Annotated in this window: 14 protein-coding genes and 1 pseudogene; 8 read left to right on the top strand and 7 right to left on the bottom strand. The window is 66.2% G+C overall.

Features of this window, described 5'->3' with window-relative positions:
- Positions 1 to 80 precede the first annotated feature (80 nt).
- The 3 genes from NQ151_RS11345 to NQ151_RS11355 form a co-directional block, all read right to left on the bottom strand.
- Positions 81 to 1,130 carry a hypothetical protein gene (locus NQ151_RS11345; RefSeq protein WP_257528146.1) on the bottom strand — a complete coding sequence of 350 codons (1,050 nt, stop codon included), beginning with the start codon at positions 1,128 to 1,130 and terminating at the stop codon, positions 81 to 83.
- Between the two features lie 31 nt (positions 1,131 to 1,161).
- Positions 1,162 to 2,814, bottom strand: coding sequence for an Eco57I restriction-modification methylase domain-containing protein (locus tag NQ151_RS11350; protein WP_257528147.1), 1,653 nt, complete (start codon positions 2,812 to 2,814; stop codon positions 1,162 to 1,164).
- A gap of 214 nt (positions 2,815 to 3,028) precedes the next feature.
- The gene (locus tag NQ151_RS11355) at positions 3,029 to 3,400 is read right to left on the bottom strand and encodes a hypothetical protein (RefSeq protein WP_257528148.1); all 372 of its coding nucleotides are present in this window, start codon (positions 3,398 to 3,400) and stop codon (positions 3,029 to 3,031) included.
- Positions 3,401 to 3,764: 364 nt separating this feature from the next.
- On the opposite strand from NQ151_RS11355, the gene NQ151_RS11360 reads away from it, so the two are divergent.
- The 3 genes and pseudogenes from NQ151_RS11360 (at position 3,765) to NQ151_RS11370 (ending at position 6,703) form a co-directional block, all read left to right on the top strand.
- Positions 3,765 to 4,541: a hypothetical protein gene (locus tag NQ151_RS11360; protein WP_257528149.1), complete on the top strand. Its 777-nt coding sequence runs from the start codon at positions 3,765 to 3,767 to the stop codon at positions 4,539 to 4,541.
- Positions 4,542 to 4,543: 2 nt separating this feature from the next.
- Positions 4,544 to 5,353 (top strand): annotated as a pseudogene (gene rpsB / locus NQ151_RS11365) (30S ribosomal protein S2); the annotation flags it as partial.
- A 927-nt stretch (positions 5,354 to 6,280) separates the two neighbouring features.
- Positions 6,281 to 6,703, top strand: coding sequence for an NUDIX hydrolase (locus NQ151_RS11370; protein WP_257507227.1), 423 nt, complete (start codon positions 6,281 to 6,283; stop codon positions 6,701 to 6,703).
- Here NQ151_RS11370 and NQ151_RS11375 read toward each other — a convergent pair.
- Together NQ151_RS11375 and NQ151_RS11380 are read right to left on the bottom strand one after the other, a co-directional pair.
- Positions 6,696 to 7,193 carry an aminoacyl-tRNA deacylase gene (locus NQ151_RS11375; protein WP_257507226.1) on the bottom strand — a complete coding sequence of 166 codons (498 nt, stop codon included), beginning with the start codon at positions 7,191 to 7,193 and terminating at the stop codon, positions 6,696 to 6,698. The genes NQ151_RS11370 and NQ151_RS11375 overlap by 8 nt on opposite strands.
- A complete protein-coding gene (locus tag NQ151_RS11380; protein ID WP_257507225.1) occupies positions 7,190 to 7,777 on the bottom strand; it encodes a DNA helicase in 588 nt (195 codons plus the stop codon). Before NQ151_RS11380 ends, NQ151_RS11375 begins: the two co-directional genes overlap by 4 nt.
- A gap of 99 nt (positions 7,778 to 7,876) precedes the next feature.
- Here NQ151_RS11380 and NQ151_RS11385 point away from each other — a divergent pair, with 99 nt between their 5' ends.
- The gene (locus tag NQ151_RS11385; protein ID WP_257507224.1) at positions 7,877 to 8,434 is read left to right on the top strand and encodes a peptidylprolyl isomerase; all 558 of its coding nucleotides are present in this window, start codon (positions 7,877 to 7,879) and stop codon (positions 8,432 to 8,434) included.
- A 10-nt stretch (positions 8,435 to 8,444) separates the two neighbouring features.
- The gene (locus NQ151_RS11390; RefSeq protein WP_257507223.1) at positions 8,445 to 9,311 is read left to right on the top strand and encodes a rhomboid family intramembrane serine protease; all 867 of its coding nucleotides are present in this window, start codon (positions 8,445 to 8,447) and stop codon (positions 9,309 to 9,311) included.
- An 85-nt stretch (positions 9,312 to 9,396) separates the two neighbouring features.
- On the opposite strand, the gene NQ151_RS11395 is transcribed toward NQ151_RS11390, so the two are convergent.
- A complete protein-coding gene (locus NQ151_RS11395; RefSeq protein ID WP_257507222.1) occupies positions 9,397 to 9,636 on the bottom strand; it encodes a cell division protein CrgA in 240 nt (79 codons plus the stop codon).
- Between the two features lie 54 nt (positions 9,637 to 9,690).
- Here NQ151_RS11395 and NQ151_RS11400 point away from each other — a divergent pair, with 54 nt between their 5' ends.
- The 3 genes from NQ151_RS11400 to NQ151_RS11410 are packed head-to-tail and all read left to right on the top strand — an operon-like array spanning position 9,691 to position 11,272.
- Complete coding sequence (locus NQ151_RS11400; protein ID WP_257507221.1) at positions 9,691 to 10,470, top strand: class E sortase; 780 nt, start codon at positions 9,691 to 9,693, stop codon at positions 10,468 to 10,470.
- Complete coding sequence (locus NQ151_RS11405; protein WP_257507220.1) at positions 10,470 to 10,625, top strand: hypothetical protein; 156 nt, start codon at positions 10,470 to 10,472, stop codon at positions 10,623 to 10,625. Before NQ151_RS11400 ends, NQ151_RS11405 begins: the two co-directional genes overlap by 1 nt.
- Entirely contained in the window at positions 10,622 to 11,272 is a 651-nt protein-coding gene (locus NQ151_RS11410; protein ID WP_257507219.1) for an anthranilate synthase component II, read from the top strand. Before NQ151_RS11405 ends, NQ151_RS11410 begins: the two co-directional genes overlap by 4 nt.
- Here NQ151_RS11410 and pknB read toward each other — a convergent pair.
- Positions 11,254 to 12,963, bottom strand: coding sequence for a Stk1 family PASTA domain-containing Ser/Thr kinase (gene pknB / locus NQ151_RS11415; protein WP_257528150.1), 1,710 nt, complete (start codon positions 12,961 to 12,963; stop codon positions 11,254 to 11,256). The genes NQ151_RS11410 and pknB overlap by 19 nt on opposite strands.
- Positions 12,964 to 12,988 lie beyond the last annotated feature (25 nt).

Consider the following 12,988-nt stretch of genomic DNA (forward strand, 5'->3'; position numbering starts at 1 on the left):
GTATTACGAGGGTGTGAATGCGTGAGTGTGCTCAAGCCGTGGGAGCGACGTAGCGAGATGTTGATGGGAAAGTCGAGAAACTAACCCATTTCAGCGTCGGCGTCGATGTAGCGCCAACCTCCGCGGACGCGAGCCTCGCGATGCATAGTGATCGGCGTCGATTTCAAGACAAACGTGACGATCTCCGCAAGAAATGTCGCCGGGCGCAGGCGCTCGGGCACGTGGGATTCATCGACTTTGACCTTCGGGAGGCTACGCAGCCTCGCATCGAGGTCAGGAACTGGTGACGGAACAGCTTCGATGCCTGCAGCGTCGGCACCGGGCTCTACGAGCGCTTCAGTCTCCTGCTGATCTTCAAGAGGGAGTCCGGCGCGGGCGGCTGACCGAGCCTTCCTCTTGCGCTCCCGCTCGTTAAGCACCGAGGGAGGAATGGTGTACTTCGGCACGATCAGGCTCACGGCCTCGTAGGCGTCGCTTTCGTCGTTCAGCTTCTCGAGCTGGTCCACGATCCAGTGGGCGGAGTTCGGATCTTCCTCGAACGCCGCAGCACTCAGCCCGAAGACGAACCCGAGCGCAGCCAATGGGTGACGCCCTCTCAGGTTCTTCGCGTCCCCGTTAGCCTCTTCGATGCGGTTCGCGGCATTCTTGCCATAAGCCGCGTCCATGCGCTTTGTCGAAATCAGGATCTCGGGACCAGTTGCCCATGAACTCATGACTACGTCCACTTGCTTGATGTAGTTGCGTCCGAGGATGTTCGCGGTAGCGCTGACGACTCCCTTGGGTGGGCGTGCCCCTTCCAGGCGACGTCGAAGCTCGGGCGCCTCCTTGCTTTGTGGAAGCCCGTTCAGCAGGACGGAAATGTCCGGTGGAATTACCCGCGGACGCGTAGCTCGAGGCCAAACATTCTCCCGCTCGAACCCGGCGCGCCGCAGCTCATATGCGAGCCATACGTCGAGTGCCAGAGCGGCGACCCCTGACTGGGTGTCCAGCGGATCTGGGATTACCGACAGCACACAGCCGAGCAAATCCTCCAGCACGGCAAGATCCGGCTTGTAGACGCCCTTCCCGACCCAAGGATTGGTGTATTCGCCGCCGGGCGCGGCCCTAGCGACCACCTCGTCGAAAAGCACCCACGCCTGCGTAGCGCTCGAATCCTGACTCTTAGCCACTCTTACCTCGCGTTACTCGCCGTTTCATCCAATCGTGCCGGTCCGCTCGGATCGCGGTTAGAGCTTGATCGGTCAGCAGCCCGTCCAGAAGCACGCCGTCGACCGCCGCAACGGCCCCGAGCAGGTTCTTTGCCTGCAGCATCCTTTGGACCCGCGGCTTGAGCGCCGCGAGCGCTGCATGGTGCTTGTGTAGCAGTGCCGCGCTCGGCATCCACCACCCATCCGCCTCGCGTGGCTCCATCTTCAAAATGCCTCCGCCGTAGGAGCGACCCGAGTGCTCCGCGCCCAGCAACGTGACGGAGTTCAGAGACGCGATGGGCAGGACGTCCGTCGCGATCTCGCGCACTTCCCCACGCAGATACACGCCATGCACGCTGTTGAGATGGCGAGCACCCGCTGCGTTGTGTGTGAGGCGCACTGTGTCGCCGTTCATATAGGTGAGGAGCAGGTCGGGCACGTCCAGGAGCGGTACGCGCCACCATGGTCGTCGCACTCGGCACTTGTAGGCATCATTGACCCCTGTGTGCTCGCCCTCTGCGATGTAGTGCAGCGTCGCATCGGCGGGCTTGCTGCTTGGGTACAAGAGCCAAGTTGCTTCACCGCGCTGTCCAAGGCGTGTACGCGCCGTGCCGGTGAACGAGAGGCCGCGGAGGTGCGCGCTGCCCGGGGGGCTTATTTTGACAAGGTCGCGCATTGGGATACCAAGGCGCCGGGCGCGTTCCGGTGAGAGCGCGAAATAGCGATTCGCGCCAGTGACCGCGCCCAGCGAGGTCTCACCCAGATCCTGGAGCGTGCCGAAGCTATGGCCAAGCACCCCGTCGAGGGCGTCCATCGTGGCTCGGCGAAGCGGCTGTGCCAGCCACCGGTCGGCGGGGTTGGTCGGCGTCCAGGTCGTCCCGGCTTCCAGCTCGACCAATGTCGAGGCGTTCCTGGTCTGCCGGAGCGTGGCGAGGCCCGCAGGTGCACCTTTCCAGCCAGCTGCCTTCACCAGCACGGTGTCGGCCTCGGCGTCTGGAAAAACCTGCTCGTCGAATACCACGAGCTCGACAGACTCGAAGTTCTCCAGCAGGAAGCGGCGCACCGGAGCCGCATAGTTGACGGTCAACAACTCTGCCGGCAGGACCATGCCGAGCCGACCGCCCGGTTTGAGGTGCGCTGCGGAGTGCACGACGAACGGTGCCCAACTAGAAGCAAGGCCGGTGAGACCGACGCCCTGCTGCAGCGCAGCGAAGCGGGCTCGATCACGTTGCGCGCCTGTCCACTCCTGGTAGCGCACGAAGGGCGGATTGCCAATAACGGCGTCCATGGACGCCGTCGCCTCGACCCGGAAGAAGTCGGACACCCTGATCTGCGCCTGACCGCCGGCGTCTGCGATGAGCCGACGGGCCGCGGAAGCCGCTGGAGCGTGAATCTCGACGCCGCGTACGGTCGGACACTCGGCCCCGAGTTCCCGGAGCCGTCCGACCGCGGCTGTGAGAAAGGCGGCCTCGCCCGCCGATGGCTCGAAGATGATGTCGTCCGCGCTGCGGACGGCCCAGTCTGCGATGTGCCTGGCGATGGCGGAATCCGTGTAGAAGGCGCCGCGAGACTTCCGAACCGCCGCTGGGTCTACGTCGGACGCGGCGTAGGGCGGGTTGGCGGGCACGATGTCAGGTTATCTGCATGGTCCGACACGAACGCGCGCCGCACCGCCAACGTCGAGTTCACTTGCGGCTGCGGCAGCGCGACGCCGCCGACTCGCCGATTTGGCACTATGCAAGCGACGTCACAGACTCAGTGCAGACCTGGATGCGCACGCGGTGCGGCGGGGCGATTCGGCCGCGCCCTGGACATCCAGATTGCTCATGGTGGGACATGCGTCACCAATGTGTCTCTGCTGGATGCGAGAGCGCCACTGCCACCGCGAGCAGTATGGCCTTGGCCGTATAGGTGTCCGCATCGACCACCACCTCGACGATTTCGACGTGCGGAAAGTCCCGCAAGAGCGCGCGCTGCGAGACGGCGCCTGAGTGCACGACGGCGAGCCGCTCGTATCGGTGACCATGGCGCGTCAACAAGCGGTATGCGATGAGGTGCGGTTGCATTCTGACCCCGGCCTGCTGCGCACGATGTTCCGAACCCTGGGCTCCGTGCACCGGGCCAGGCCAGGCCGCCTCGAGTTCGAGGCGCTCTCCCGCGGTGAACAGTGGGTGCGCAGTCACGGTGGCGCTCAAGAGAATCGCAGTGGTCATGGCACCGCCATGCGCGGCGTGAGGGTGGAACGTCGACGGGAGTTCCAGCGGTACCGGGCGAATGAGCGCGAGGTAGAGCTGCCGGCGTGCACGAGTCGCTCTGCCTGTCGACCGCCGAATGAGCGGCGCCACGTCCGATACAGCCGCTGGTGGATCAGGTCGAGAGCTTTGCACCGGCTCGCAGTGATCTTCCCACCCACCGACGACCCTTCACCGACGTCGGGTCGCCGCAGCGCCCTTGCTGCGGATGATTCATCCCTTCCGCAGGCGGAGGCCACCACCACCCCACGGTGAGCGCGGGGCGCCAGACCGCAGGTCGAAGTCGTGGTAGTGCTGGCCTACGTGGCGCCACTATCCTCGGCGCATGGGGATGGATGCAGTGGATACGGTTCCAAAGCTGCTGGACCACCGCGGCTATCAGGTCACGAAGGGTGACCTCGATTTTCTGGGCATACCGATTGAAAGCGTCCGAGCCGTGACGGAGGGCCAGTACCCCCTCGGAATGTCCGCGGACCTGTATCTTCGGTTCGTTCATGGCCTGTTTGCGGCGCTCGAACGAGAGGGCGTCAACGATGCCGATGTTCGGATCCAGGGCAGCTCAGTGCGGTTCTTTTCTGGTGAGCACAAGGCGATGGTCTACTCACGAGCCTCGATCTATCAGGCGTACCTGGACAGCCGAGGGGCCGAAGCGCCCAACCCCACGCTTGACAGCATCCACGAGACGGTGGCGAAGCAGTGGCCGGAAGGGCAACCGCGCCCGGAGGCGCGCCCATTTGACGTTATGTATGTCCTGGGCATCGATGGATGTCCCAGTGACTACGACGTGCAGGTCTCAAGTAACGCTCTCATCAAACTAATCCGTAAGTCCATCCGCGAGAACTTCTCCATTGCGGAAGCCGATGAGAAGGATCTGCGCGTAAGCAATCGTTCGTACAACTTCGTGGAGAAGGTGTACGTCGCGAATCACCTGCTGTACCTGTCTGCATGGGCCGAGCGCGCGAGTCGCGATCTGGGACGATCAGTGACGCTCGCCCTGTTCTCAAGTAGTGGGCCGCCCGACACGAGGGAGAGCACCGGCGGGCTGAGCAGCCACTTCCGTGATGACGAGGACTGGATCCTCCAAACCCCAAAGGGAAATTGAAGATGGCCGAGGAAGAGGAAGCGGCAGAGATAGTAGCGAGCCGCTACACCGAGGTGGCGTCTCTCCTCCTGGCGCAGAAGAGGGGCAACCGATTCGGGCATCAGAGTTTCCGGTGGATCCCACCGGGTGGGCGCAGTCCGACCGGGCGCATCCTGACCGAGCTCAACGGCATCCACCTCGTCGACCTGCAGCAGTCGCTCCGCTACATCGACAGGGCGTACGAATTCGTCAGGGAGACCGTCGCCGACGGCGGCACGATCCTCTTCGTCGGTACCAAGAAGCAGGCTCAGGAAGTCATCGCCGAGCAGGCGACCCGCGTCGGCCAGCCCTACGTCAACCAGCGCTGGTTCGGTGGTCTGCTGACCAACTTCACCAGCATCTCCAAGCGTCTGGCTCGTATGAAGGAGCTCGAAGAGCTCGACTACGAGACCCCCGCCAACAGCGGCTTCACCAAGAAGGAACTCCTTCACAAGAAGCGTGAGCTGGACAAGCTGCACAAGTCGCTCGGCGGTATCCGCAACCTTCAGAAGACCCCGTCGGCTATCTGGGTCGTAGGCGCCAAGCGCGAGCACCTCGCCATCGACGAGGCGCGCAAGCTCGGCATCCCGGTGATCGGCATCCTGGACATCGACGCCGACCCGGACGAGTTCCAGTACCCGATCCCCGGCAACGAAGCCGCCGCCCGCGCGGTGGGCCTGCTGACCCGCGTGATCGCCGACGCTGCCGCCGAGGGCCTGATCCAGCGTCACCAGCCCACCGAGGGGGTCGCCGACTCGGAGTCGCTGGCTGACTGGGAGCAGCAGCTCCTGGAGCAAGAGCGCCTACGGGGCGGCGGCGGATATCCGGAACTCGTAGCAGACAAGCTAGGGCAGGGTGTTCATTCACGCGTCGGAGCGCAAGACCTGCGGATCGGCCCGGATCGCCTAGTCACTCTGCTTGACTCCGCCGCGCCCATCACTGAAACGGTCGCGGACATCCTCGACAATCGTCTCGGGCTGAGACTCTGGCGGCTGCACGATCCGGATGAATGGGTGCTGGGCTCTGCTGTCTATGTAGATGACGATGAGAACCCAGTTGTGCTTCGGGCCACGCGAAGAACCGAGTCGACTGAAGGGTTCCTACTGCAATTACTCGCCCCCGGCGCCCCGCCGAGCGAGGCGGTGCGGGACCAAATCGCGACGGTGATGACAACGGTGCGCGAGGAACTCCAACAGCGTCGAACGATTGACGGCGGGGAAGTCGGACCATCGAGCTTGTAGGGTCCTAGCTGAAGTCCTGCGCTCGATCCTTCAACTCGCGGTGGTATCCGGTGGAGGCGCACAACCCTACATGCAGGGCGGTCTTAGGCCGGCCCGCAACCCAATCATCTCCCCATGAGTGGGCCATCGTGAATTCAAGCGGTTATCAAGCACTCCCGTCTTCGAACCGCGAATGTGCCCGTCAGAACTACGAGAATTCCGCTGCTCTACGGGAGGTTCCACCCCTCTGCTTGCTGCAATGGCAGCAGGATGTCAGGAGTTCGAATCTCCTAGGCTCCACAGTTCGAAAAGCGTCGCCCTCGGGCGGCGCTTTTCGGTTTTCCGGCTTCGCACTGCCGCGACGGCGCACCGGTTCTTCGGAGATCGGCAGTCCTTCGGATGCCGCGGGGCCGGATGGTCCGAAGTTGTGACGTTCGCCGAAGTTGTGGCGGTGGGCGCGGACACCAGGCCCATGTCGCCCCGCTCGGTAGAGTCACAGACATGGACATGCGGATCGCCGCCTACGCCGTCATCACCGATGACGACGAGCGCGTCCTGCTTGCCCACTGGAACCAGAACGGCCACTCCGGCTGGACCATGCCCGGTGGCGGCCTGGAGGACGGCGAGGACCCCGAGCACGCCGTGCGGCGCGAGGTGCGCGAGGAGACCGGCTACCGCGTCGCGGTCGGGCCCGTCCTTGGCATCCACTCGCGTGTCATCCCGGCCTCCCGACGCATCGCCGAGGGGGAGGGTCCGCTGCACACGCTGCGCATCGTCTACAGCGCCCGCATCACCGGGGGCCGGCTGCGCGACGAGGTGGATGGTTCCACTGACCGTGCCGAGTGGTTCCCGCTGGCCGGGGTGTGGCTCCTGCAGCGCGTGAAGCTCGTGGACATCGCGCTGAAGATGGCTCAGCTCAGCTGACGGATGCCGCAGCCAGCTCGGTGGAGATGTCGGCCACGGTGGCCTGATAGGCGGCGATGAGCGCGTCGGCATCGACGAACAGGCTGTAACCGGGCGCGCCGGCACCCATGGCGATGTGTTTGCCGACGATGCGCTCGTCCGCGAACACCGGCCAGTCCGTCGTGCTGCCGATGGGCACGATGGTGCCGCGCTGGTATCCGGTGGCGGCCAAGGCGTGCTCGGCATCCGGCAGGCGCAGCCGGTTGACGCCCACGACGGAGCGCAACTTCGGCCACGAGATCGCGCGGTCCCCAGGGATGAGCACGAACAGATACGTGTCGTTGCTGCGCCCCACCACGAGGGTCTTCACGATGTCCGCGGGGGTCAGGCCCAGCAGGGCTGCCGCCTCGGGGAGGCTGTGCGCGGCCGGACGCTCCCGGAAAGACACCTCGAGCCCGCGCGCCTGTGCGGCGTCGCGGGCTCGAGAAAGACCGTCGGGGAGACTCGTCAAGCGTCGGGTGCGCTCAGCGGGTCGTCGGCCACCCACAGCTCGTCGTCGGCGCGCAGCGTCTGCCACGCGGCGTAGACGATGCCCAGTGCCGCAGCAGCGCCCAGGATGATGGCGATGACGCCACCGGCGCTGACGCTCTTCTTCGGCTCGGGGGCCACGACAGACAGCTTCTTGGCGATCTTCTTCGCCGCATCCTTGCTGTACTTGTCGGCCTTCTTGGAGTACTTCGCCACGTCGGGGGCGGCGAAACCACGACCTGCGGCCACGCGGGATCGGGTGTCGTTCGCGGCATCCCACACCGACATCGCGGAGCCGACGACGGCGCCGGCGGCGGGGACCACCTTGTCGTTGAGGACGCTGCGCGAAACGGTCGCGGCCTTGGTGACGTACGGCGCTGCGTAGTGGCCGTAGGCAGTGTTGATCGCCGGCAGGACCTGCTCGCGGTTGTACTTTCCGAGCTGACGGCTCGCTTCCTTGGCGACGTGTGCCGCCTCACCAACCAGTACCTGCTGCGACTCCCACAGCGTGTTGGCCTGTTGCTGGAGCTTGCGGAGTTCCTTCTTGCGTTTGCGGCTGAGGCTCACGAGGGGCCCTCCCTTTTCGCTCGGGGACGTTTCTCCTTATCTTGCCAGACCTGCCCCTGGGCGGGAGGGGTTGCGCATAACTCTGCGAGAATGTACAACATGGCACTCCCCACTGCGGTCGCGACCTTGCACACCAACCATGGCGACATCGTCGTCAATCTCTTCGGAGACCACGCACCTCGCACGGTGCAGAACTTCGTCGGCCTCGCCGACGGCACCGGGTCGTGGACCGACCCGGCTACCGGCAAGCCGGGCGAGGGCCCGCTGTACAGCGACGTCATCTTCCATCGCATCATCCCCGGCTTCATGATCCAGGGCGGCGACCCCCTCGGTCAGGGCGTGGGCGGCCCCGGCTACACGTTCAACGACGAGATCCACCCCGAGCTGGACTTCGGCAAGCCCTACATCCTGGCCATGGCCAACGCGGGGCTCCGCCGTAACGCGATCACCGGCAAGGCCGAGGGCACCAACGGCTCGCAGTTCTTCATCACGACCGACCCCACCCCGTGGCTCAACGGCAAGCACACCATCTTCGGCGAGGTCGCCGACGATGCCTCCCGTGCCGTCGTCGACGCGATCGCGAAGGTTCCGACGGCAGGCGGCGACCGCCCCATCGAGCCGGTTGTGATCTCCTCGATCGACGTCACCGCCGTCTGACAACCCGATCGTGACTTCCGCGGACTTCCGCACCAATCCGGAGAATTTCTGCTACCGGCATCCGGACCGGCAGAGCTTCGTGCTGTGCCAGCGGTGTCTGCGGACGATCTGCCCGGAATGCCAAACGCAGATGCCGGTCGGAGTGATCTGCCCGGAGTGCCTGCGCGATCAGCAGCAGTCGGCGAAAGTGACGCGGATGCCATCGCGCCGTAAGGCGCGGTGGCAGTCCACGTCCACCGATACGCGGCCGCTGGCGACCTATGCGCTCCTGATCGTCACGTCGGTGGTGTCGCTCATCGCGATGATCCCCGGTATCGGCGGCGTGGTGTCCACGTACCTGGCGTTCAACAGCGCATTCCTGTTCCCCGGACCGGGTTTCCAGCCGTGGCGTCTGCTCACGGTGACGCTTGTGCACGCGGGTGTCTGGCATCTGCTGCTGAACATGCTGGCGCTGTGGGCGCTGGGCCGGAGCCTCGAGCCCCTCCTGGGGCGCGGGCGCTTCCTTGCGCTCTACGCGCTCAGCGGGCTGGGCGGATCGGTGCTGGTGGCGTTGCTTGCACCCGGTACGTGGGTCGTGGGTGCCTCGGGCGCGGTCTGGGGCCTGCTGGGCGCGATGTTCGTGATCGGGCGTCACTTGGGCGTCAACGTCACCGCGATCGCGATCCTGCTGGGGCTCAACCTCGTGATCACGTTCCTGCCTGGTTCGGGAATCTCATGGCAGGCCCACATCGGCGGCGGCCTCGTGGGCGCGCTGGTCGGGCTCATCTTTGCGCGCACGCGCGCGGTACGCCAGCGGCGCAGCCAGATCTGGCTGCTCATCGCGGTCGCCGGGGGGCTTCTCGCACTGCTCGTTGTGCCGGTGCTGGTCTACGGCTGAAAGTTATCCACAGATTCATCCCCAGCCTGGGGATGAATCACACCGGTGTAATTCACAGGTGCGGGACGACCTGTGGAGGGGTGAATCAGCGCCAGCGCGTCGTCATCAGGAAGCCGATGAAGGCGATGCCGAAGCCGATCACAAGGTTCCAGGCGTCGATGCCGGGGATCGGGTACTGCATGCTGCTCAGGTAGAAGACGAGCACCCACACCAGGCCCAACAGCATCAGCCCGAACATGATGGGCTTGAACCAGACGGGGTTGGGGGTCGCGTCGCCCTCGCTGCGTTCGGTGACCGAGTCGCCGCCGTTTTCGGAAGGTGCCATGCGGGCCAGTTTAGCGTCCAGCGCCGTCCCACCCTGCCTCGTTAGGATGCAGATGTGCCCGAGACTTCCGTAGCGCTTCGCACGCGCCGCCGCCCGGCCGACAGCCGGCGCCCGGTGAACGTCTTCGGGGTGCTCGGGGAGATCCTCATCACCCTCGGCGTGATCGTGCTGCTGTACGTCGCGTGGCAGATGTGGATCGGCGACGCGATCATCGCCGGCGAGCGGCAGACCGAGGCACGCGAGCTGAGCCGGCAGTGGTCGGAACAGGCTCAGCCGCAGCCGGCGACCCCCGAGCCGGAGGCCGCAGCGGAACCCGCACCGGCCGAGCCCATCGTGCCGGCGCAAGTCGGCAACGCCGAGGTGTTCGCCACGTTGCACATCCCGCGCTTCGGCGACGGCTGGGTGTTCCCGGTGGCCGAAGGGACCAGCAAGTCACGAGTGCTCGACCCCATCGGGATCGGCCACTACCCGAACACCGCGATGCCCGGCGCCGTCGGTAACGTCGCACTGGCCGCGCACCGCTACACCCACGGCGCCCCATTCGAGCATGTCCCCTCGCTGCGGATCGGCGACGCGATCGTGATCGAGACGCCCGACGGCTGGTTCACCTACCGCTTCCGCAACCTCGAGTACGTCCGCCCCAGCGAAGTCGCGGTGCTCGAACCCGTGCCGCAGCAGGTCGGTGTGGCCCCCGACGGGCGCTACCTGACGCTGACCACGTGCAGTCCGATGTGGTCGACCGACGAGCGCATCGCCGCGTATGCGGTGTACGAATCGTTCACCCCGCGCGACCAGGGCGAACCTGAATCCCTCACCCTGGCAGGAGAAGCCTGATGTATGCAGCGCTGTGGCGGGTTCTGCCCGGCCCCTGGTGGATCCGCACCCTCATCCTGCTGCTGCTGGCCGCCGGTGTGCTGTACGGGCTGTTCTTCTACGTCTTTCCGTGGGTCGGCGCCATGCTCACCCCGGAGGACGTCACCGTCGGATGACTCGCGTGCTCGTCGTGGACAACCACGACAGCTTCGTGCACACCCTGGTCGGCTACCTGGGGGAGTTGGGAGCGATGGCATCCGTCGTCGAGGCCGATGAGATCATCGACCCCGCCGCCGCCATCGCCGGATACGACGGAGTGCTCATCTCGCCCGGCCCCGGCACGCCCGCCCGCGCCGGCGCGTCCATCGCCGTCGTCCACGCGGCGGCCGAGCGACGGATGCCGCTGCTCGGAGTGTGCCTGGGTCACCAGGCGATCGGAGAGGCGTTCGGGGCGACAGTGACCCACGCCCCCGAACTCATGCACGGCATGACCAGCGATGTCCACCACGATGGTGGACCGCTCTACGCCGGACTGCCTGCTCCGTTCGTCGCAGGCAGGTACCACTCGCTCGCGATCGTCGCCGGTACCCTCCCCGCCGAGCTCATCGTGGCCGCCCGCACGGAGACCGGGGTGGTGATGGGAGTGACGCACCGCACGCTGCCGATCGACGGCGTGCAGTTCCACCCGGAGAGCGTGCTCACCGAGGGCGGCTATCGGCTGCTGGGCAATTGGCTCGAGCGCGTGGGCGTGGGTGGTGCCGCCGCCCGTGGGTCGCAGCTACGGCCCCACCGGGGCGGGGCGGGCTACTCGCCGGTGCAGTAGGTCAGTTCCACCGTCGAATGGATCGGCACGTCGCCGGGGGCGACGGACTGCCTGGCCACGGTGGGCTCTCCCGGCGTCGCGGGGCAGGAGGGGTCTTCGACGGTCACGACGGTGAACTGCATCTCGTCTGATTCGAGTTCGCGCACCGCCGCGTCCAGTCGGTACCCGGACACGTCGACCAGCGTGACCCGGCCGGTGGCAACCTCGAGGTCCACCGCGGTGCCCGTGGGGACCTGGGTCCCCTCGGGCTGCGAGGCGGAGAGCACGAAACCCTCGGCAGCGGCGGGATCATTGCGGGCGGTCACGATCCCCATCCGCAATCCCGCCGCGGTGAGCGCCTGCTCGGCCGCAGCGCGGTCCAGCCCGACGAGGGGCGGCACCGAAGTGGTCTCGATTCCGGTGGAGACGTACACGTTGACCTTCTCGCCGATGGCCATCGATGTGCCAGCCTGCGGTTCGGTGCGGATGACGTTGCCTGCCGCGATGTCGTCGCTGGCCTCTTCGATCCGGTCGGGCTCGAGTTCCTCGGCGACCAGCAGCTCCTCGGCCCGGTCGTAGGCCATGTCCACGACGTCGGGCACGATCCGCGCGTTGTCGGGGACACTGGAACCCGGCTGGATCGTCACGACCCAGAACAACACCGAGACGAGCAGGACCGCCAGCAGCGCGACGCCCGCCCAGATCCACGCCACCGGGGGACCGGACTGGGTGCGGGTCATCGTGGTGTCGGTGCTCAGCTGCCGCAGCGACCGGGCGGTGTCCTGTGCCTGGCGGGGGTCCGGACCGTAGAGCTGGTTGGTCAGCGCGCCGACCTGACGCTTGGAGGGCGTCTTGCCGTCAACGGTGGCGTCGAGGGCCTCACGGAATCCCGCGGCATCCTGAAAGCGCTGGAAGGGATCCTTCGCGAGCGCGCGCAGCACCACCGCATCGAGTCCGCGTGGCACGTCGGGGTTGACCTCGCTGGGCGGCACCGGCGTCTCGCTGACGTGCTGGTAGGCAACGGCCACCGGGGTCTCGCCGCGGAACGGCTGACGGCCGGTGAGCAGCTCGTAGAGCACGACCCCCGTCGAGTAGACATCGGCACGGGCGTCGACGGGCTCACCCTTGGCCTGCTCGGGCGAGAAGTACGCCGCGGTGCCGAGGATCGCGGTGGTGTCGGCGACGGTCGAGGAGGAGTCGGAGACGGCACGGGCGATGCCGAAGTCCATCACCTTCACCTGGCCGGCATCGGTGACCATGACGTTGCCCGGTTTGATGTCGCGGTGCACGACTCCCGCACGGTGCGAGTACTCCAGCGCCTCGAGGATGCCGTCGACGTAGCGCACCGCAGTGGTCGCCGGCAACGGACCGTCGGCGATGAGGTCCTTCAGCAGCGCGCCCTGCACGAGCTCCATGACGATGTACGGAACCGGGTGCACCGAGCCATCCGCATCCGTCTCGGAGTCCTCGCCGGCGTCGTAGACCCGCACGATCGTGGGGTGGGACATGCGCGACGCGGCCTGCGCCTCAAGGCGGAAGCGGGTGCGGAACGCGCTGTCTTCGGCGAGGTCGCGCTTGAGGATCTTGATCGCGACCGGCCGTCCCAGGGTGAGGTCGTAGCCGCGATAGACGCGTGCCATCCCGCCACGTCCGATGAGTTCGTCGATGCGATAGCGACCGGAAAGCACGCGCGGCTCAGCTGACACAGACATCCCCCCTGGGTAGAGAACCAGCCTA

This window comes from Microbacterium sp. zg-YB36, assembly GCF_024623575.2.
Taxonomy (GTDB): Bacteria; Actinomycetota; Actinomycetes; order Actinomycetales; family Microbacteriaceae; genus Microbacterium.